Source organism: Archangium gephyra, assembly GCF_049060025.1.
In the GTDB taxonomy this organism is placed as follows: domain Bacteria; phylum Myxococcota; class Myxococcia; order Myxococcales; family Myxococcaceae; genus Archangium; species Archangium gephyra_A.
This window is the reverse complement of sequence record NZ_JBMEQQ010000002.1, coordinates 10,468,633-10,487,745: the sequence shown is the minus strand read 5'-3', so window position 1 is coordinate 10,487,745 and position 19,113 is coordinate 10,468,633. Positions and strand designations below refer to the sequence as shown.

16 protein-coding genes and 1 pseudogene are annotated in these 19,113 nt (G+C 68.7%); 10 read left to right on the top strand and 7 right to left on the bottom strand.

All coding sequences use genetic code 11. The features are described 5' to 3' along the window. Positions 1-331: 331 nt before the first annotated feature. The 4 genes and pseudogenes from ACN28I_RS45865 (at position 332) to ACN28I_RS45850 (ending at position 2,526) form a co-directional block, all read left to right on the top strand. Positions 332-1,636, top strand: coding sequence for a hypothetical protein (locus ACN28I_RS45865; RefSeq protein WP_420948176.1), 1,305 nt, complete (start codon positions 332-334; stop codon positions 1,634-1,636). A gap of 167 nt (positions 1,637-1,803) precedes the next feature. Then, positions 1,804-1,938: pseudogene (locus tag ACN28I_RS45860) on the top strand (helix-turn-helix domain-containing protein); the annotation flags it as partial. 61 nt (positions 1,939-1,999) lie between these two features. After that, on the top strand, positions 2,000-2,128 hold the full coding sequence (locus tag ACN28I_RS45855) for a hypothetical protein (protein WP_420948919.1): 129 nt from the start codon (positions 2,000-2,002) through the stop codon (positions 2,126-2,128). Further along, positions 2,125-2,526 (top strand): DUF4180 domain-containing protein, encoded by a 402-nt coding sequence (locus ACN28I_RS45850; protein WP_420948175.1) that lies wholly within the window; start codon positions 2,125-2,127, stop codon positions 2,524-2,526. Before ACN28I_RS45855 ends, ACN28I_RS45850 begins: the two co-directional genes overlap by 4 nt. A 320-nt stretch (positions 2,527-2,846) precedes the next feature. Here the strand turns inward: ACN28I_RS45850 and ACN28I_RS45845 are convergent, their stop codons facing one another. After that, positions 2,847-3,581 carry an Imm52 family immunity protein gene (locus ACN28I_RS45845; protein ID WP_420948174.1) on the bottom strand — a complete coding sequence of 245 codons (735 nt, stop codon included), beginning with the start codon at positions 3,579-3,581 and terminating at the stop codon, positions 2,847-2,849. A gap of 282 nt (positions 3,582-3,863) precedes the next feature. Here ACN28I_RS45845 and ACN28I_RS45840 point away from each other — a divergent pair, with 282 nt between their 5' ends. Further along, on the top strand, positions 3,864-4,667 hold the full coding sequence (locus tag ACN28I_RS45840) for a hypothetical protein (protein ID WP_420948173.1): 804 nt from the start codon (positions 3,864-3,866) through the stop codon (positions 4,665-4,667). A 178-nt stretch (positions 4,668-4,845) separates the two neighbouring features. Here ACN28I_RS45840 and ACN28I_RS45835 read toward each other — a convergent pair whose 3' ends face one another. Continuing rightward, the gene (locus ACN28I_RS45835) at positions 4,846-5,691 is read right to left on the bottom strand and encodes a hypothetical protein (RefSeq protein WP_420948172.1); all 846 of its coding nucleotides are present in this window, start codon (positions 5,689-5,691) and stop codon (positions 4,846-4,848) included. Positions 5,692-5,919: 228 nt separating this feature from the next. On the opposite strand from ACN28I_RS45835, the gene ACN28I_RS45830 reads away from it, so the two are divergent. The 5 genes from ACN28I_RS45830 to ACN28I_RS45810 all read left to right on the top strand — a co-directional run bounded on the left by ACN28I_RS45830 (position 5,920) and on the right by ACN28I_RS45810 (position 11,389). Continuing rightward, positions 5,920-6,813 (top strand): hypothetical protein, encoded by an 894-nt coding sequence (locus tag ACN28I_RS45830; protein WP_420948171.1) that lies wholly within the window; start codon positions 5,920-5,922, stop codon positions 6,811-6,813. Positions 6,814-7,289: 476 nt separating this feature from the next. Next, positions 7,290-8,066 (top strand): 2OG-Fe(II) oxygenase, encoded by a 777-nt coding sequence (locus ACN28I_RS45825; RefSeq protein WP_420948170.1) that lies wholly within the window; start codon positions 7,290-7,292, stop codon positions 8,064-8,066. 257 nt (positions 8,067-8,323) lie between these two features. Further along, a complete protein-coding gene (locus tag ACN28I_RS45820) occupies positions 8,324-8,740 on the top strand; it encodes a hypothetical protein (RefSeq protein ID WP_420948169.1) in 417 nt (138 codons plus the stop codon). Positions 8,741-8,859: 119 nt separating this feature from the next. Continuing rightward, positions 8,860-9,747 carry a hypothetical protein gene (locus ACN28I_RS45815; RefSeq protein WP_420948168.1) on the top strand — a complete coding sequence of 296 codons (888 nt, stop codon included), beginning with the start codon at positions 8,860-8,862 and terminating at the stop codon, positions 9,745-9,747. Positions 9,748-9,871: 124 nt separating this feature from the next. Continuing rightward, a complete protein-coding gene (locus tag ACN28I_RS45810; RefSeq protein ID WP_420948167.1) occupies positions 9,872-11,389 on the top strand; it encodes a POT family MFS transporter in 1,518 nt (505 codons plus the stop codon). A 93-nt stretch (positions 11,390-11,482) separates the two neighbouring features. On the opposite strand, the gene ACN28I_RS45805 is transcribed toward ACN28I_RS45810, so the two are convergent. From ACN28I_RS45805 to ACN28I_RS45785, 5 genes are all read right to left on the bottom strand, one after another. Further along, a complete protein-coding gene (locus tag ACN28I_RS45805; RefSeq protein WP_420948166.1) occupies positions 11,483-12,874 on the bottom strand; it encodes a peptide MFS transporter in 1,392 nt (463 codons plus the stop codon). A gap of 100 nt (positions 12,875-12,974) precedes the next feature. Next, entirely contained in the window at positions 12,975-15,890 is a 2,916-nt protein-coding gene (locus ACN28I_RS45800; protein WP_420948847.1) for an ATP-binding protein, read from the bottom strand. 5 nt (positions 15,891-15,895) lie between these two features. Further along, the gene (locus ACN28I_RS45795) at positions 15,896-16,687 is read right to left on the bottom strand and encodes a class I SAM-dependent methyltransferase (protein WP_420948165.1); all 792 of its coding nucleotides are present in this window, start codon (positions 16,685-16,687) and stop codon (positions 15,896-15,898) included. Further along, entirely contained in the window at positions 16,684-17,163 is a 480-nt protein-coding gene (locus ACN28I_RS45790; RefSeq protein WP_420948164.1) for a hypothetical protein, read from the bottom strand. The genes ACN28I_RS45795 and ACN28I_RS45790 overlap by 4 nt, the downstream gene beginning before the upstream one ends. Next, positions 17,142-19,103 carry a PilZ domain-containing protein gene (locus ACN28I_RS45785; RefSeq protein WP_420948163.1) on the bottom strand — a complete coding sequence of 654 codons (1,962 nt, stop codon included), beginning with the start codon at positions 19,101-19,103 and terminating at the stop codon, positions 17,142-17,144. Before ACN28I_RS45785 ends, ACN28I_RS45790 begins: the two co-directional genes overlap by 22 nt. Between the last annotated feature and the right edge of the window lie 10 nt (positions 19,104-19,113).

Sequence of the window (19,113 nt, the reverse complement as noted above, 5' to 3'; positions counted from 1 at the left end):
CCAAAAGCGTGCGCGCGTACTTCCCCAAGCAGGAGAAGAGGGAGCGGGCCCGGCACCCCGGGCAGCCGTCAGCAAGGAGCCAAAGAAGGAGAGGACACCGCGAGTGGACTTTCGCGCAGTGGCTGCGCGGGGCGGAAAGCGTTGGTCGTCTTCACCGCCCCCTCGGTTCCTGCCCTCCTCCTCAACAGCTCCCCTCTCCCGCCTATCCGCCGCGCGTCCAGGGGCCCCCGCCTTATTCATTCTCGAGCACGAATCGTCTGCATCATTTTCCACATCGTCGGCTCCTACTCCGCGAGGGAATCATCCCTTTCGACTGAGTTGGAGAAACGTCATGCTTCGCCCCTCCTGGAAGACCTTCATGCTCACCACGAGCCTCGCCGCGCAGCTCGCCTGCGGGGGCGCGGGCTCCGACTCCACCGAGACCCCGGAGCAGACGAAGGGCACGGCCCTGGCGGGTCCTCACGCCGTCCGGCGGATCGACGCGGCCCCGCTCCTGAAGCACGTGGACGTCACGGCGCTCGTCGCGTCAGGAGTCCACGCGTTCGTGGGGGAGCCCACCCTGCAAGCCAATGCCCTGTACTCCGAGGGCAGTGCCAGTTCCATCATCCAGACGAGCGATGGGGGCTATGCCTTCACCGGCACCACCAACGTGCTGGGCGACAACGACATCCTCCTGGTGAAGACGGATGCCTTCATGAATGTCCAATGGGCCTACGCCTATGGCACCACCACCGACGACTCCGGGGTCGAGGTCCGCGCGACGAGTGATGGCGGGTTCATGCTCGCTGGACAGAACTACCAGAACAACAACTTCGACTACTTCGTCGTCAGGACCGATCCCACCGGCGCCATCTATTGGCAGGGGCCGTTCGGCTCGACGCTCCAGGAGTATCCCAGGGGCATGGAGGTCACCCCGGACGGAGGGTGCATCATCGTCGGCAAGACCCAGAGCAACCTGGGCTACCAGAACGCCCACATGATGAAGTTCTCCGCCACGGGAAGCGTGCAGTGGGAGAGGTCGTTCTCCAGCGGCGCGGATGGAACCTACGAGTTCAATGGCGTCGCCAACGCTCCGGGCGGAGGCTATGTCGCCGTCGGTTCCCGGCAGGTCAAGGTGTCCTCGACGACGTGGGAGAGCTATGGCTACGCCGCGAAGGTGAGCAGCACCGGCTCCACGCTCTTCCAGATCAGCTCAGGACGGTTCGCGGACCTCGAGGCCGTGGCCGCGACCTCCACCGGCTACGTGGCCGTGGGCTACATCTACACGAACACCTCGACGTTCGACGCCGACTTCTACGCGGTCCGCCTCAACCCCACCACCGGCGCCGTCACCACCGGGTGGCCCCGGACGTTCAGCGGGGGGACGCGCGGGGATTATCTGAGCGACGTCCAGGTCGCGACGGATGGCAACTACGTCATCACGGGCTCCATCACCCCGTCCGATACCCAGCGCAACATGCGCCTCATGAAGCTGAACACCAGCGGGACCGTGCTCTGGAATTACCCCCCCTATCCCAGCGACAACACGTATGGGTTGAGTCTGGCCCGAACCAGTGATGGGGGCTACATCGTCAGCGGCGGCTACACCAACCCCAGCAACACCACCTATCTGCTGCTCAGCAAGTTCTCGCCCTGAGCACACCCTCATTCCCTTCAACGGCGAGCGCTGAGCGGGTTCGAGGATGCGGGTCGGTATCACCGGGTCGAACTCGAACCTTCGGCTGCCGACCTTGAAGTTCTCTATCCCTCCCTGTTCTGGTTCCGGGCATGGGCTGAAAGGTTTGTTTGCGTCATGATGAGCCCATGTCCCAGGACCTCTATACGGCGGAACAGGTGGCCAGCATTCCGGACCTGCATGTCCGCACGGTCCGCGCCTACGTCCGCGAAGGGCGGCTGAAGGCAACGCGTATCGGCAAGCAGTACCGGCTCGCCCGCGAGGCCATCGAGGCGCTCACCGGCCGGCCGATGTCCCCGCCCGAGCCCGTGCGCCGCCGGAGCCATGTGCCTGCGCGTCGACACCCTCTACGACCCGAAGCGCGAGCGCTTGAAGCTCATCGTGACCGGACCGCTCGGGGCCAGCACCCGTCTGCTGCAACTCGTCGCCGTCTACCTGGAGAGTGAGCCATGACCGGAGTCAACGCGCCCGAAGCCTCGTCGACGGAGGCCCGTCCGATGACGGGGCGGACCCTGGAGGTGAACGGTGTGCGCATCCTCGAGCTGTCGCCGGAGGGGCCGCGGGTCCGGGATGCCGCCGAGCTGCTCAGCCTGGCGTGGGAGCATGAGGCGACGCTGGTCGCCATCCCCGCCGAGCGGCTGGGGGAAGCCTTCTTCAAGCTCGCCACGGGCGTGGCGGGCGAGTTGGCCCAGAAGTTCGTCAACTACCGCATGCGTCTGGCGATCCTGGGCGACATCTCAGCCCAGGTGGCGAACAGCAAGGCCCTGCACAGCTTCGTCTACGAGTCGAACCGCGGGGCCTCGCTCTGGTTCGTGAAGGACCGCGAGGCGCTCGTGGCGCGCCTGTCCTGACCTTCTTCGGCGTGCGTATAGGCGGGAGAGAGGCCATGTGGAGGGTGAGGGCTGGAGCGCAGGGGCCGAGGAGGGCCGCTGACGGGGGCCGCCCGAGCAGTGCGCCAGGCGGGTGGACAAGCCGCGCAGCCCCTTGAGGTACTCGCCTGCCCAGGCCGCCATCCCATGAGCTGCGCGGCAGGTGCCTGGCTCTCTTGCCTGGGGCGGCTCGAGCGTCTCCCCCATGGCCATGAAGGCCGCATGCGAGAAGCTCCAGGACCCGATCGAAGACCTGTAGCCGACCGCTCACCCCAGGCCATCGGACGAGTCGTGAGCCCGGCTCAGGCCTTCCGCCTGGAAGCTGGCGAAACCATCAACCGGAACAGCCCCCGCTCCTCAAGCGCCCTCTGCACGCGCCAGGCGAGCGCCACGTGCTCCGGGTTGCTTGGGGTGAGGCGCTCGGGGGTGAGGGTGACGAGCGTGCCCTTGTCACCCACGGGCTCAACGCGAGCCGGCGACGGCAGCTGTGGCACCTCACCCCGTTCCAGCGAGAAGTACGTCATCCATCCCACGAAGCAGCCGAGCCGACTGCCTCCGGAGAGCTCGTCCCACAGCCCGTCCGCCGTCGCGACTGCCCACTCAGGCTCCCACACCACCGCAATGGCACGCATCGCGCCGACGACAAGGGAAGCCGTCAGCACACGCTCCTCGCCCAGGGCCTCCCTGGGCAAGAAGAGCCCTAGGTTGTTGGGCGCCACCTCCCCCTTCGAGCCGCACCTGAGCATGACCATGGCGCCGTGGTCATCTGCCTCATGACCCGTCCATGCGCCGAACCTGAAGCCATCCTTCCCGCTCTGGTACTTCTCCCGGCCGAAGAATTTCAGGAACGTTTCGCGGGTGGGCTCAAAGCCGAGCTGCAGCGCCTCCCGTTCCGAGTTGATCTTCTCGTACCAGCGGGCGAAATCGGGGTGGCACGCCGCGAGGAGCCGGAAGAACAGCTCCGCCCGGCGCGCGCACTGCTCAGCCGACTCAGGCCTGTGGCCCCAGTAGGCTTTTATTCCGTACATCTCGCTCATGCGTCGTGGCCCTCACTACAGGGGCTGAGTGTAAACAACGTCCATGGGCTGGAGGCCGTTCGCGTCGAAATGCTTCCTGGGCTTGCACCTCTCGCGGCCGACGTGTGCGAGAGGGGCAGCGGGTGCCCTGCCAGTCGGTGGGGCGGACAAGTCGTATAGGGGAGCGTCCCCGTGAGTAGGCCCCCACCTGACGCACCGGGTACCTCCTGGAAGTCGGGTCCGGACCATGCCAACAAGAGCACCTCGCCACCCGCATTTGGGTAGGCCAGGTAAGGAGCACGCATGGACGAGGAGAAGAAGTCCGAGGCGAGCGGGGAGGAACCGGAGCGGTTGGGGCCGTACCTGCTCCAGGAACAGGTGGAGCAGTCCCATGACAGCCAGGTGGAGCTCTACCTGGCCACGCACGAGACGAGCGGAGCCACAGCCCTGGTGCGTAAGCACGCCGACGAGGAAGGCGCGGCACCGCGCAAGGACTGGCGGGTGTTCCTCGGCTCCTGGGCCTCACGAGGCTACTCCGCCATGGAAGTGGAGCACACCGGCTGGGCCAGGGCCCAGGACAGGCAGTCAGCGGAGTCGCTGCTGCTCACGTTGGAGAGTGTGCTCGAGGAAGTACGTCGCATGGCCCGCGCCGTCCCCGACCCCCACGAGCCCCGCCTCCGGTGGCGCCTGGGGATGGGCGTGGTGAATGCCGCCACGGTGTGCGCCCTGCTCCTCGCGCTGGTGCGTCTGGCCTCCGTGTCCCAACCCCCGAGCGCCCCGGAGCCTTGGGCGAGCACCCCTCCCGCGCCCATGCGCCACGAGGAGCCCACAGCGGGCGGCGAAAATCCGGACACGCCCACCCATGGCGGGCTCGTGAACACCGAGGACGCGGGACAATCCGTACTCGCCCGTCCGCTGCCGCGCGCGCCCTTCAAGGGGCAGAAGCGCCCGCCCTGCACGCGTTACGCCGAGGTCGAGCTCGTCGGTGCCTGCTGGTTGCCTCACGAGCTGAAGGCCCCGTGCCCGGACGTGCTCTACGAGCACCAGGGCAAGTGCTACTCGCCCGCCTTCAGCGCCAAACCCCCGCCCTCGTCGCTCGGGCAGTGAGTGACGCGAGCGCTCTCGGGCCTCACCTCTCCAAACGTCCACTGGAGCTGGTGGGGGAGCACGGGTGGGAGTACCCGAGATGGTGTCAATGGACTCGAACCGCCAAGAACAAGACTCGGCGTAGACGGGTAGCCGACGGCCCCGGCCCGAGCACCTCAAGCGCAGCCCGCGCGCTGGGTCACCGGCGTCGTGAGCGCGAGGGCGGATCTCGGTCGCCATAAAGGGCGAAGGAGGGGCTGAGGGGCAGGGGGGCGTGCGGGATGAGCGTCTCGACAAGGAAGCCATTGTCGCAGAACTCCGCGGCCTCGCCGCCGAACACCAGGCGCACTGCCTCCGCCTTCACGTCCCCGCTCAGGAACGAGGCGTCCTGGCCAGCCACCATCGCGAGCACCACGTGGGCCGGGTGGGCGCGCCACCGGGTGAGGAGCCCTCCAGGGTACTGGCGCGTGAATGTCTCTCCGCCCACGGCCGCGAGCCAGGCTCGGAGCGCCTCCTCCTCTGGCCCCGAAGAGGCTATCTCTGACACCCACAGCTCCGGCCAGCGCTCCCGAGCGAACCGGGCTGCGGGGCCCGGGTCGACGCGTCGGAAGCACACCTCCAGCCGCTCCATGGGCGGCTCCGCTCCTCGCCACAGGCGCTGCCAGTTGTGGCTGCCGCCCAGGCCCGACTGCTCGAAGCCCCCCTGCGCATCCGCCTCGAACAGGAACTCCGCGGTGCTATCGTAGAGGTTGTACTGGAAACCCACCGTGCCGAGCTGCTCGGTGAGGCGCGCGAGGAGCGGTGCCTCCCCTTCCATGAGCAGTTCGTAGGGCGCGCTTCGCAGGGCGCACCAGCTCGGCGAGGCGAGAAAGCCCGCGAGGCCCCAGCGGGGGACGTCCTCGCCATGCCCGTACTGCATCGGATCGTAGGGCTCGGGCGTGCGCGGCGGGGGACGCACCTGGTGGCGCCCGGCCTCCTCGAGCAGCCGCTCCACCGCCGCTTCGAGCCGCCCGAGATCCGCCGTCTGCACGAAGGCGACGTTCATCCATTTTCCCATGGGACACCTCGGCTTTCCCCGGCCGCCTCACCCGCCGGGCCGGGGACCAGGAGTCTGGCGTCAACAGACCGGAGAGTGGAAGAGGCTTGGGGGCTCAAGTCAGGTGAGGAACCGGTCGCGTCTGGGTGCACTCACCACCAATGACTGGACTGGCGAAGCTCCTCACCACCCGGCGGAAGGATCTCCTGCGACAGTTCGAGGAGCGCGTCCGCGCCCATGTGCTCTTCGGGGAGCCCGCCCACCCCGAGCTTCCTCGACACGATTCCGGGACTCCTCGAGGAGATACGGCGCTCGCTCCACAACCAGGCCGAGGGCCGGGAACATCCCGCGCCCCCAGCACCCGAGGTCCCGTCACCCGCAGCGCACCAGGCGCGGCGATTCCCTCCCGGCGTCAACCTGGACCGGCTCGTCCGCGAGTACGGTCTCCTCCGGGAGTGCATCCTGGAGCTCATGGCGGAGGGCAGCGCCACCATCGACGTCCAGGAGTCGCGGGTGCTCGGGCGTTGCCTCGACGCCGCCTTGAAAGACACGGTGACCCGGTACGAGCGCCAGCGGGACTTCGAGCACGAGGAACGGCAACGGCAGACGCAAGAGCTGGTGGGGAGCTTCTCGATCGCTTTCGATCACCTGCGCTCCCACCTGCGCATCATCCGCCTCATGGTCTCGCTGCCGCGGCCCGAGGAGGACCCTCCCGAGCGCGTCCAGAAGCGCTCCCAAAGTCTCCAACGGCTCGCGGAGGACATGGAGCGGGTGCTCGGGTGCGTGGCCGAGCTCGAGCGCATCGAAAGAGGCCTCGACCCCTCCAGGACCGCGGTGCCCTTCGACCTGGGCCCACTCCTCGACGCGATACTGGCGCAGCTGCGGGAGGACTTCCCGACACAACCCTTGCAGCTGGAAACGGCGGGCACCCTCCACGGGGAATGGGAGCCGGAGAGTCTTTCCGTGCTGCTCGACTCACTCTCCAGGCTCGCGTGCGCTCTCAACCCGCCAGGCAGTCCGCTGACAGTGGCCCTCCGGGAAGAAGGGGACCGCATCCGCATCGATGTGGGGAGGGGGGAGAGCTCCTGCTCAAGGAGCCGCTGTCCGAGTCGGCTTGCCTCTTCCGGATAGCGCCGGTCGATCGTTCAACCGACCGCATGTCGATGTTGCGGCTTCGCGTGGCTCAGCACCTCACCTCGGCCTACGGAGGTACGTTCGAGAGCCGCGCGAGCCGTCGGCAAGGGGTGGTGTTCACGGTGGGGTTGCCCAGGGCCCGCGCTACCAGGGTCCTCGCCACGCTGTAGCTGGCGGGTGGACAAGCCGCGCAGCCCCTTGGGGTACACGCCTGCCCAGGCCGCCCTCCCAGGAGGTGCGCGGCAGGGCTCTGGCTGTCCTTGTCTTCCGAGACGCTGGTGCTCCAATATGGCCCACGAGTTCCGCGGGGCAGCGAGGTGCGCCAGCACGCGGAGTCCACCGCCACAGGGGAGGCAGGCGAAGACGTCCAGCGCGAAAGCGCGCGGGCTCGAGTGGGTGCACACCCACCCGCCTGCTCCATCCCCTGGCCGACCGCCGACCCGACGCCTGCGCGTCAACCGAGGAAAGGGCCGATGAAAGAAGTTCTCTGCGATGACCAACTGCTGATCTGGGACGAGGTGCTTCCCGCGGCGGCTTTCGAGGAGCTCTGGAAGACGTTCACCAACGGCAGCTTCCGGCCGGTTCACAGCGAGGGGATGGAGGCCGTGTTCCGGCCCTCGGATGGCAATCCGTTGCTCGGGCACGCGTATGCGTGGACGCCCCGGCCGGTGGAGGAGCTGTTGCCGCCCGGCCTCGGCCGGGACGAGCTGGGGCTGAACTTCCACCCCACCCACGGCCCGGTGGATGCGGTGCTCGAGGCCATTGTCTCCGCGTCGGAGCGCGCCCCGCACCTGACCGGCACGGTGGGAAAGGACTGGCTGGCCCTGAACGGCTCGTTCTGGGCCTACCCCGCCGGAACCGGACTGTCCTGGCACACGGACGCCGTCCGCTACTCCTGCGCCTTCATCTACTACTGCCACCGGCATTGGGACGTGGCGTGGGGTGGCGAGCTGCTGGTCAGCTCCTCGACGCGGGACGCGGAGTCGCTGCGCGGTGCGAAGTACACCTTCGAGGCGTCCGAGTCCGAGAACCGGGTGCTGCAGCGTGAGGGCCTGGGACGGTACGTGATGCCCAAGCCCAACCGCCTGGTGATGCTCAAGGGGGGAATCCCCCATCGGATCTCCCCCGTACAGCCAGGCGCGGGCAACAGCGTGCGCGCCAGCCTGGCCGGCTTCTTCGTCAGCCCCAAGGGCGTCGAGCTGATGCTGGAGGCGCACCTGGCCCAGGGCACCTCCGGCAAGGGCCGCTGAGCGCGGTCTTCCCTCCCGGAGCGCCCGCGGCTACTCCCCGCGCTGCTGGCGCTCGTGGAGCACTTCCACGTCGTCGCGCAGCACGCGGAAGGAATCGCTGTCGTAGACCTGGGGGCCGACGGTGGAGACGTGCTCCTCCTGGGGGGCCCTCGCGCCGGGGCCAGCCCATCGCTGCCCTTCCTGGTGCTGGCCCGTCGAGAGCGCGCGCCCGCGGATCGTATTGAAGGAACATAGGTACCCGGAGCAGAGTCGCCGCGATGGACACCCTCTTCCCCCTGCTCGAAGTCGCGGCTCCGCTCATGGCCGGCGCGCTCACCGGAACGCTGTTCAAGACGTTCGTATTTCCGAAGGTGCTCTCGAGGCTGGGGCCATGGGCCGAGCTGGTGAACACCCCAGCCAACCGCCTGTTGAGCCTCTTCTTCGCCGCCGCGTTGCTGGGCCTAGCGGTGCTCTGCCATTCCTCGAACGCCGAGGAGGCGCTCGCGTGGCTCCGGGCGCATCCCGGGCGACTGCCCTTCCAGCCCACACCCTTCCTGCTCCAAGTCACATTCCACGGAGCCGCCTTCTTCTGTGCATACCAGCTCGCCGCCTTCCCGGACCCCTCTCCACAGGAGGACGGTGATGCCGGAGTGAAGCGCGAGGGAGCACCCGCCGGGAATCGCCGTTCCAGTTGATGGGCGTTGCCCCTGCATTCACGGCTCGCCGGGAGTATCTTGTCCCGGCGCGTGTTGCGCTCCGCGCAAGGGCAACCGGACCTCCCTCTCTTCACCGCCGGTTGCACGGGAGTAGGACCATGTGGAAACAAGGCTTCGCCGCACTGGCCGTGATCCTGATGGGACTCGGCTCCGGAAGTGCCGAGGCGCGCTTCGGCAAGCGCCCGCGCGACTCATCGCCGCCCCCGTCATCCCCCTCGTCGCCCTCGTCCCCGGGCCCCTCGCATCCGAGCAGCGGCGTGGGCAGGCCCCGTTACAACCCCTCCTACGGGTCTGGGTACTACGGGTTCTACAGAGACCCCTGGGTCCGCTACTACTACGACCCCGCGTGGGCCTGGCCGTACATGGGCCCGGGCCGTCCGTTCCTCTACGGCAGGTATTACGACCTGGCGTGGCGCCGCCGGCTGATGCCACCCCCGAGCACCGCGCCCACCGGGCCCACCCAGCCCACCCAGGTGAACCTCACGGCGGACGCGGGCTTCGTCTCGCGGGGCTACGCGATGGGGTTGGGGCTGCAGGTGGATGGAGATCAGCTCGCCTTCGGCTCGCGGCTGAACGTGTTCAACCTGGCCACGGATGATGGCTCGCCGGGCCGGGACACCATCTCGCTGCTGTCGCTCAAGCCGGGCGTGATGCTGGTATCGCGTGAGGATCTGCGCGTGCGCCTGCTGGCCGGAGTGGACGTGGCCTTCTCCCCGGATGCCATCTTCATCGGACCCGGGCTGGGCGCGAGCACCTTGATGCGCGTGACGGGTCCGCTCAAGCTGGAGGCCAGCGCCCACTGGACGCCCCTGCCCTTCACCCAGTTGAGCGCGGAGGCCGGGCTGGCGCTGGAGCTCGGCCCGGTGCGGATGCGGGGGGGCTACCGTGCCACCTACCTGGACGATCAGGGCCGCCTGGACCCCAACCGCGTGCCCAACCGTGACCTCTTCGCGGGCCCCTACGTCGGCGTGGCGCTGGTGCAGTGAGCGGTCCGCGGGCTGGGGCCGCGGCACCTCGCGGCCCCGCCTGCCCGCCCGTGGGTTGTGCTCGGGGCCACCCCTGGGATAGGCAAGCCGGTTGGAACCCCAACCGACGAGGATGTCCCCGTCCATGGCCAGCACCGCCCCCACGCGCGAACGGTACCCGCCGCAAATCAAGTACATCATCGGCAACGAGGCGTGTGAGCGCTTCAGCTTCTACGGGATGCGGAACATCCTCACGGTGTTCCTCATCCAGTACCTGCTGCTCAACCACGTCCCGGACGAGGCCGCGCGGCAGGCGGCGGCCAAGGCCGTGTTCCACGACTTCGTCTCGCTCGTCTACCTCTTCCCGCTGCTGGGCGGCATCATCGCGGACCGCTTCTTCGGCAAGTACCGCACCATCCTCTGGCTCTCGCTGCTCTACTGCGTGGGCCACCTGCTGCTCGCCCTCTACGAGGACAACCGCCAGGGCTTCTACGCGGGCCTCTTCCTCATCGCCCTGGGCTCCGGCGGCATCAAGCCGTGTGTCTCCTCCTTCGTCGGCGACCAGTTCACCGAGCAGAACAAGGGCCTGGTCAAGGGCGTGTTCTCGCTCTTCTACTGGATCATCAACTTCGGCTCGTTCTTCGCCTCGCTCTTCATCCCGCTCACCCTGCGCAACTTCGGGCCGGCGGTGGCCTTCGGCATCCCGGGCATCCTGATGTTCATCGCCACCGTCATCTTCTGGGTGGGCCGGCACCACTACACGGACGTGCCGCCCACGCGGTGTGATCGCGAGGGATTCACCGGCAAGCTGCTCTGGGCTGCTTTCGGCCCCCGGCACGGCTTCGTGTGGGTGGTGAGCGCCGCGCTCTTCCCCAAGCAGAAGGTGCCCGGCGCGAAGTCCTGGTTGGATCACGCCGCCTCGGCCGGCCACCCGCCCGAGGCCATCGAGAGCGCCCGCGCCGTGTTCCGCGTCATGGGCATCTTCGCGATGATCCCCGTCTTCTGGGCGCTCTTCGACCAGAAGGCCTCCACCTGGGTCATCCAGGCCACGAAGATGGACCTGATGGTGGGCAGCTTCGAGCTGGCGCCCTCGCAGCTCCAGGCGCTCAACCCCATCATGGTGATGATGCTCATCCCCCTGAACAACTTCGTCCTGTTCCCGTGGCTCGAGCGCAAGGGCGTCCAGATCACCCCGCTGCGCCGCATGGCCACGGGCATGTTCATCACCGGCTTCTCCTACGTGATGGTGGCGCTCATCCAGCTCCGCCTGGATGGCGGCGCGAAGCCCTCCGTGCTCTGGCAGGCGGGCCCGTATCTGGTGCTCACCCTCGGCGAGGTGCTCGTGTCCGCCACCGGCCTTGAGTTCGCCTACAGCCAGGCCCCCCGCCAGGCCAAGGGCACCATCATGAGCCTGTGGAACTTCACGGTGACCATCGGCAACCAGCTCGTCTCCCTGGTCGCCCGGCTCAACGTCTTCACGGGCATGGCCGCCACGCTCTTCTTCTACTCCGGCCTCGTGTTCGCCGCGGCGATCGTCTTCGCGCTCATCGCCTCGCGCTACAAGGTCCGCGACTACTACATGCCCGCCACGCCCGCACCTGCCGGTGCCGGCGAGCACGCCATTCCCCCCGTCTCCGGGCTGGGCGAGAAGAAGGCGCTGTAGGCACCAGGCGGAACCAAAAACAAAGGGCCCCGGGCGCGGACGCTCGGGGCCCTTCTGTCACCCTCTCCCAAAGGGAGAGGGAGTTGACTCGCTTCAGGCGAGCTGCGCCTTGGGCTCCGACTCCTCGGCCGGCTGCACGGGCGTCGTCTCGTCCGCGCCGTGCATCATCCGCTTGAGCATCGGCGCCAGGGCCAGCAGCACCACGCCCGCCACCGCCGTGGCGATGGTGATGGCCAGGAAGAGGTCGAACTCGCCCAGCTTCTCCGCGAAACCGCCGATGAGGCCCGCCAGGTAGTTGGCCACCGCGTTGGCGATGAACCACACGCCCATCAGCAGCGAGGCGAACCGCGTCGGCGCCAGCTTCGTCACCATCGAGAGGCCCACCGGAGACAGGCAGAGCTCACCCGCCGTGTGGAAGAAGTAGGCCGCCACCACCCACATCAGCGCCGCCTTGCCCGCCATCTCGCTCTGCTTGGACGCGCCCAGCATGAACACGAAGCCGAACGAGAGCAGCAGCAGGCCCATCGCCATCTTCGCCGGAATGGACGGGTCCTTGCCCTTGCGGCCCAGCCCCGTCCACATCTCCGCGAAGATGGGGCCCAGCAGCATGATGAAGAGCGGGTTCACGGCCTGGAACCACGTGGTGGGCACCTGCCAGCCGAACACCCCACGGTCCACCTTGGCGTCCGTGTAGAGGTTCATCAGACCACCGGCCTGCTCGAAGGCCGCCCAGAAGAAGACGACGAAGAGCGCCAGCACGAGGATGACCACGATGCGGTCCCACTCCTGACGCGTGAGCGCCACCGGCGCCGCGGCCGGGGAGGAAGCGGTCGCCTTGCTCTTCACATGCGTCGGCTCCTTGCCCACGTTGCCCAGGAACTTGTTGCCGAAGACCAGGAAGACGAGCACGCCCAGCGCCATGCCCACGCCCGCCGAGCCGAAGCCGTACATCCAGCCGTACTTCTCGCCCAGCGTGCCGCACACCGCCGAGGCCATGAACGCGCCCACGTTGATGCCGATGTAGAAGATGGTGAAGGCACCATCCCGGCGCGGATCTCCCGGCGCGTACAGCCCGCCCACCATGGTGGAGATGTTCGGCTTGAAGAAGCCGTTGCCCACCACCAGCAGGCCCAGGCCCGTGTAGAAGAGCGCCTCCGAGTTGCCGGGCATCGCCAGGACGAACTGGCCCAGCATCATCAGGATGCCGCCGAGCGTGACCGACAGCCGCTGCCCCAGGTACCGGTCCGCGAGGTACCCGCCGATCACCGGCGTGGCGTACACCAGGCCCGTGTAGAGGCCGTAGAGTTGCAGCGCCTTGGCCTGGCTCCAGCCAAAGCCGCCCTTGTCGGTGGCGCCCACCATGTAGAGCACCAGCAGGGCGCGCATGCCGTAATAGCTCATGCGCTCCCACATCTCGGTGGTGAACAGCAGGTAAAGGCCCTTGGGGTGACCCCTGGTCGGGGCCGCGGCCGGACTCTGTGCCATGCGAAGGTTTCCTCGCGGGTAGGGAGAAAAAGAAAAAAGGCTCCTGGTTGTACCAGAAGCCCGCCCTACCCGTAAGAACGGTGACGCCCGCCAGCCGAGCCTACGTGCGCCAATGCGGCTGCACCGGCTTCCCCCCGGAGAGCAGCGGCGGGAGGATGCGGTCCGGGTTGGCCTCCAGCGGCAGCCGCACCTCCACGCGCGTGCCCTTGCCCAGCTCGCTGAAGACGCGGATGCGTCCGCCCTGGCGCAGGATGATGCGCTGGCAGAGCGCCAGGCCCAGGCCCGTCCCCTCGCCCGCATCCCGGGTGGAGAAGAAGGGCTGGAAGAGCCGCTCCATGTGCTCGGGCTTGATGCCCACGCCGTTGTCGATGATGGACACCACGGCGTCCTCGCCGTCGCGCGACGTGGCCACCTTGACGACCCCGTCCGGCCCGAGGGCGCGCACCGCGTTGTCCAGCAGGTTCACCCACACCTGGTTGAGCGAGCCCGGGTCTCCCCACACCGGCTCGGGGAGCCGGTAGTCGCGCTCCACCTTCAGGCCGGGCGGCAGCCGCCACGAGAGCGCCTGCACGCTGGCATCCAGCGAGGCGCCCAGGTCCACCGCCACCGCCTTGCTGCTGGTGCGCACGAAGGACAGCAGGCCCTCGGCCAGGCCGCGGATGCGCTGCCCGCACTCCTCGATGAGATCCAACATCGCCACGGCCATGGCCGTGTCCGGCGTGCCGCTGGTGAGGCTCTCGCGCAGCGGCAGGAGCGCGTTCATCAGGCCGTTGAGGGGGTTGCGCACCTCGTGGGCGAAGCCCGAGGTGAGCAGGCCCGTGGCCGCCAGCCGCTCGTTCTCCGCCGCGCGCACCGCCGCGTCCCGCAGGCGCAGCTGCGCCTCGATGCGCGCCAGCATCTCGCGCGGCGAGAAGGGCTTGCCCAGGTAGTCGTTGGCGCCCATGGACAGGCCTTCCACCTTGGCGTCCACCTCCTGGCGCGCGGTGAGCATGATGATGGGCGTGTCCACCGTGTCCGGCGAGCTGCGCAGCGCCGCGAGCATCTGGATGCCCGACATCACCGGCATCATCACGTCCGAGACGATGAGGTCCGGCCGCTCCTTCTGCGCCGTCCTCAGGCCCTCCTCGCCGTTGGTGGCCTCCAGCAGCCGGTAGTAGGGCTTGAGCACCTGGCGCAGGAAGGCGCGGATCTCCGGCTCGTCCTCCACCACCAGCACGCGCGGCGCGTCCGGGCCGGCCTCGGCGTCCGGCGAGGTCAGCGGCAGCGCCTCCACCGCGGGCGTGGCGATGGCGCCCGGGCCCTCCGGCTCCGCCATCGCCGCCATGTCCGAGCGGCGCGTGGGCCGGAACGTCGGCTCCCCGTTGCCCTCGCGCAGCTCCTCGCGCACGTGCCCGGTGCCCTTGGGCAGCCGCGCGTGGAAGTTGGAGCCCTTGCCCAGCTCGCTGGACACCTCGATGCCACCCTTGTGCAGCTCCAGCGTCTCCTTCACCAGCGCCAGGCCGATGCCCGTGCCGCCAAAGCGCCGCGTGCCGCTCGAGTCCGCCTGGGCGAAGCGATCGAAGATGACCGACAAGTCCTGCGCGGCGATGCCCACGCCCGTGTCGATCACCTCCACGTGCACCCACTGCTCGTCCTCGCGCAGGCGCACCGTCACCTTGCCCTGCGTGGTGAACTTGAGGGCGTTGGAGATGAGGTTCTGGAAGACGCTCTCCAGGCGCACCACGTCCACGTGCACCGGCGTCTTGACGTCCCCCGCCAGCTCCAGCTCCACGCCCTTCTTGTCCGCCAGCACCTCGAAGGGCACCAGCAGCGAGGAGAGGAAGCCCTGGAGATCCAACGGCTCGTAGCGCAGCTTCGTCTTGCCCGCCTCGAGCTTGGTCAAGTCCAACAGGTTGTTGATGAGGCGCAGCAGGCGCGCGGCGCTGCGGTTCATCGTCTCCAGGTGCTGGCGCACCGGCGGGGCGAACTCCTCCGGGCCGCGCTGCAGCAGCGAGTCCAGCGTGAGGAGGATGAGCGTGAGCGGGGTGCGCAGCTCGTGGCTGACGTTGTCGAAGAACTCGCTCTTGAGCCGGTCCAGCTCCTTCTGCTTGGCGAGCGCCGCCTCCAGCCGCACGTTGGCCTCGGTCAGCTCGCGCGTGCGCGCGGCCACCCGGTCCTCCAGGGCGACGTTGATGCGGAACATCTCGTCGTAGCGCTGCTGGAGCTCCTCGAGCGAGCCCATCATTCCCTGGGCCTGCTCGTTGAGCGCCTCGTCCTTGCGGCGCATCTCGCGGCGCAGGTCCAACCAGCTCCCCAGCGACACGCCGGCCAGCGACATGGACGTCACCGTGAAGGCGGGATGGCCCAGGCCCAGCATGCTGGCCCCCACCCCACCCACCGCGCCCACCAGCAGGCCGGTGTAGCGGCCCCACATGGGCAGCGGATCCATCCAGCGCAGGTGGTAGCGGCAGCAGTCCGCGCCCTGCACCTGGCACTGGCTCTCGCTCACCTCCGCGGGCGGCAGCCCCCAGATGGTGGGAAACGAGGCGAACTGGCCCATGCGCAGCTCGCAGATGTGCCGGCCGCTCTCGGGCACGGTGCTGCGGTAGGCCAGCACCAGCCGCTCGCGCTCCAGCTTCTCGATCTCGAAGCTGCCCACCCGGTTGAAGCTGGCGCTGTGCTCCACCGTCTTGCGGAAGCAGATCTCCAGCGAGCCGAAGGCGCGGACCATGTAGTACACGAACCCGAGCGCCTCGGGGCTCGCGGCCAGGGAGATGCCCGCCCTGCGCATGAACTGCGGATCCCCCGACTCCTTCACCAGCACCTCGGAGAGCTGCTCCAGGAAGCGCAGGGAGATGAAGTTGGTGGGGGTGCGCAGGTACTCCAGCGACAGGCTGAAGGGGTTGTCGCGGAACACTTCCGAGAGACGGGACGCCCCGTACTGCCGCTCGAAATAGAGCAGCAGCGTGGACGTGGTGCGCACGCTGACTTCCGGAGCATTGTCCGGATGCGGCGCCGTCTCCTCTTCCGCGACCATCTGGTTCAAGGGCGGGTTCCTTCCGTCACCAACAGAACCGAGTACTTCAAAGCGTCCGGATCCGCCAGTAACTGGAGGTACTCGCGGCACATGGCCCGGTAGGAGTCCAGGCCGCCAAGCGCCGCGGCCACCACCGGCTCCAACGTGGAGAAGCGCGTCTCCCAGTCGAGCATCATCGCCATGTCGGCCGCGCCGGCGATGACGTGCTGCGGCAAGAGGTGCACCCGCACGTTGCCCAGGCCCATCCGGCGCATTTCCGTGAAAATCTTCCGTCCCACGAAAATGTCGAAGCCGGTGGTGCGCGTCACCACCTCGACGAAGCGCTCGCTCCACTGCCGCAGGCCCTCGGGGAAGGGCCAGTTGAGCAGCCCGAAGCCGTCGAACTCGGAGATGACCACCTTGCCGCCCGGACGGGTGACGCGCACCAGCTCCTGGAGCGCCGCCGGCCGGTCCGCCACGTACTGCAGGACGAACTGGCACCAGGTGAAGTCGAACGAGGCGTCCGCCAGCCCCGTGCGGCGCACGTCCCCCTGGCAGAAGCGCACCTGGGGACGGCGGCGGTTGATCTGCCGCGCCTCCGCCAGCCGCTCCTCGCTGAGATCCATCCCCGTGACCTGGCCGGACGGGCCCACCAGCTCGGCGATGGTCTCCGTGATGCCGCCGGGGCCGCACCCGGCATCCAGCACGCGATCCCCGGGCTTGAGGCCCGAGAGCAGCAACGCCTCGCGCGCATTGCCCGTCCTCTCCTGGACGAGCAGGCGGCGCGTCTCGTCGCTGGACTCCATGATGTATCTCACTCCCCAGCCTCCTCGGTTTCCCAGTCGGGAGCAGGTGTCCCGCCCAGGCGCTCGAATACGGAGCGCCACAGCTCACAGCCCCGGCGGATCATCGACCGGTGGAAGATCCACTCGGAGAAGCGGCCCAGGCTCTCGAAGCCCGCCTCCTGGAGCGGCTCGATCTCCTCGTCATCCACCAGGGCGATGGCGGACGGGCGGCCGCGCTCCCGGGCATGCTCGATGCAGCGCTGGATGAGGGCCTGGGTGGCCGCGCGCGCCTGGGGGTGGTTGCGGTTGGGGACGATGAGCCAGAAGGCGTTCGTCTTCTCGATGAGGTTGAGGCCCGGGGTGGCTTCCTCGGAGAGGGCCACGGCCAGCGGGGTGTACTCCCCATCCACGACGAAGACGCGGCGGCGGCGGTGCAGCCCGTGAGCGGCGTAGCGCGCGCTCAACCCGCTCAGGTCCACCTCGTCCGTCAGCAGATCCTCGCACAGCACCCGGACGAGCTGCCCCGGTCGCGCAGGTGCAGCTCGATCCACACGTAGTCGGTGCGCACCCCGTCGCGCACGCGCGGCAGCCCCTGGGGCGCCGGAGGTGTCTCGGGAGTCAGCGGCAGGCGCAGGTAGCTGAAGTGCCGCAGCATGCTCAGCCCCGGCGTCTCCATGGCGCGGGCCAGCCAGCCCATGCGGCGGCTCGGCCAGCGGTTGTCCTTGCGCCAGGAGTAGCGGATGAACTCGACGTCCTGCTGCACCTCGCCCAGCTCGACGACGAGGTTGCTCAAGTCGTAGGAGATCTGCTCGTTGCGGCGCACCCCGGGGCGTACGGCGAGGTGCTGGACGAGCCAGGTGCGCGAGTGGATGCGCAGGGCGGCGATGTTGCCCTGCATGCCCTTGGCGCCGGTGTAGACGAGGCTGCGGCCCAGGTCCCCCGAGCCGTACACCTTGCGGTGGGTGTCCTCCAGCATGGGCAGGGGCGAGTCATCGCCGAAGGGGTAGTCCGGGTGGAAGCGGTAGCGGGCCTCCTCCATGAGGCGCCAGATCTCCTGGAAGGGGACATGGCTGCCGTCGGAGATGGCCTCGCAGCGCGAGCGCATGAAGGCGCGGAGGATGGCGTCCCGGGCGGACTGGGCGAGGCCCGAGTAGCGGACCCCGGCGCGGAAGGGCCGCAGTCCCCCATCCGGCCGGCCATCCGAGGGCAGCGCATGGATGGAGCGCACCTCCATCTGGCACTGGGTGGAGGTGCCGTCCGGCAGCAGCAGCGTGGCGTCCAGCCGCGAGCCGGCGGGGATGATCTCGCTCGAGGCGTCGAAGGGGAAGGAGAGCCCGCCGACGCTCAGGTCCAACGGGGCCCGGGTGGTGGGCTGGCCGGTGACGGGGGACAGGAAGGAGAGGAGGAAGCGGTTGTCGGGACAGGGCTTGAAGCGCGGCAGGCTGCGCCAGTTGCGGATGACGAGCGCGCGGGGCACCCGCACCGACAGGCTCCCGTCCATGCCGTTGGCGAGCAACTGGCCCACCCCCGAGTAGCTCTGTCCTCCCATCTCGAAGAACAGGTCCACCTGATCCCCCACCGCGCACTCCAGCAGGCCGGTGGTGCGGCAGCGCAGGACGGCCACCCCGTCCACCATCTCCACGGAGGGCCCCTCCAGGCGAAGCTGGACGGAGTTGTCGTTGGCGCGCTGGAGCCAGATGACGGCCTCGCGCCGCAGCCCCTTGCGCAACGTGGCCACCACCTCGGACTGCTCCTCCATGGTGACGCCGGGCACCGGCGGCGGCGGGTGCATGGCCGTGGCCCAGGAGATGCCCACGCGCAGGTGCGCACCGTGCGCGTCCACCACCGGCTGCGCCCGCTGTACGTGCGCCCAGGTCGTCTTCAGGAGAAGCTGCCCCTCGCGCTCGATGCGGACGGCCTCGAGCGTGGCGCCCGGAGGAAAACCGGCGGCGGGCACGTCGCTGGGCAGCAGCAGCGTGGCTCCGAAGTTGCCGATCTCCAGGCACCGCGCCGAGTAGCTCTGCTCGTTGCACTCGAAGTGCACCGAGTACGAGCCGGGCGGCACCGTGGCGAAGGCGGAGCCCTGGTGCTGCAGCAGGTGGGAGATGGTGCGGCCCAGCTCCGGGCCCGAGAGCGCGTCGTCGAGCACGCTGAAGACGTGCCCCTTGGCGGCGCTCTGCATCAACTCCGCCAGCCCGGCGGGATCCGACTTGGAACAGATGAAGACCCGCAGAGCGTCCGGGGCCGTGTGGGCCACCTGGCGCAAGAAGAGCCGGGCATCGTCAGGCGGAGCGATGATCAGGGCCGGCGCCGCATCCGCCATCCGGAAGGCCGCCTCCGTCTTCGACTCCACCGCTACCACCCGATACGAGGGAAGAGCCGAGGCCAGCGCGGCCCGCCTGCCTGCGTTCGGATGTACCACCAGGACGTCTCGAATCGGGACACTCATGGACCCCTCC

What these genes read in the sequence shown, in the direction of transcription:
- ACN28I_RS45865 (WP_420948176.1), top strand. Translation starts at nt 332, where the DNA reads ATGCTTCGCCCCTCCTGGAAGACCTTCATGCTCACCACGAGCCTCGCC.
- ACN28I_RS45855 (WP_420948919.1), top strand. Translation starts at nt 2,000, where the DNA reads ATGTGCCTGCGCGTCGACACCCTCTACGACCCGAAGCGCGAGCGCTTG.
- ACN28I_RS45850 (WP_420948175.1), top strand. Translation starts at nt 2,125, where the DNA reads ATGACCGGAGTCAACGCGCCCGAAGCCTCGTCGACGGAGGCCCGTCCG.
- ACN28I_RS45845 (WP_420948174.1), bottom strand. Translation starts at nt 3,581, where the DNA reads ATGAGCGAGATGTACGGAATAAAAGCCTACTGGGGCCACAGGCCTGAG.
- ACN28I_RS45840 (WP_420948173.1), top strand. Translation starts at nt 3,864, where the DNA reads ATGGACGAGGAGAAGAAGTCCGAGGCGAGCGGGGAGGAACCGGAGCGG.
- ACN28I_RS45835 (WP_420948172.1), bottom strand. Translation starts at nt 5,691, where the DNA reads ATGAACGTCGCCTTCGTGCAGACGGCGGATCTCGGGCGGCTCGAAGCG.
- ACN28I_RS45830 (WP_420948171.1), top strand. Translation starts at nt 5,920, where the DNA reads ATGTGCTCTTCGGGGAGCCCGCCCACCCCGAGCTTCCTCGACACGATT.
- ACN28I_RS45825 (WP_420948170.1), top strand. Translation starts at nt 7,290, where the DNA reads ATGAAAGAAGTTCTCTGCGATGACCAACTGCTGATCTGGGACGAGGTG.
- ACN28I_RS45820 (WP_420948169.1), top strand. Translation starts at nt 8,324, where the DNA reads ATGGACACCCTCTTCCCCCTGCTCGAAGTCGCGGCTCCGCTCATGGCC.
- ACN28I_RS45815 (WP_420948168.1), top strand. Translation starts at nt 8,860, where the DNA reads ATGTGGAAACAAGGCTTCGCCGCACTGGCCGTGATCCTGATGGGACTC.
- ACN28I_RS45810 (WP_420948167.1), top strand. Translation starts at nt 9,872, where the DNA reads ATGGCCAGCACCGCCCCCACGCGCGAACGGTACCCGCCGCAAATCAAG.
- ACN28I_RS45805 (WP_420948166.1), bottom strand. Translation starts at nt 12,874, where the DNA reads ATGGCACAGAGTCCGGCCGCGGCCCCGACCAGGGGTCACCCCAAGGGC.
- ACN28I_RS45800 (WP_420948847.1), bottom strand. Translation starts at nt 15,890, where the DNA reads ATGGTCGCGGAAGAGGAGACGGCGCCGCATCCGGACAATGCTCCGGAA.
- ACN28I_RS45785 (WP_420948163.1), bottom strand. Translation starts at nt 19,103, where the DNA reads ATGAGTGTCCCGATTCGAGACGTCCTGGTGGTACATCCGAACGCAGGC.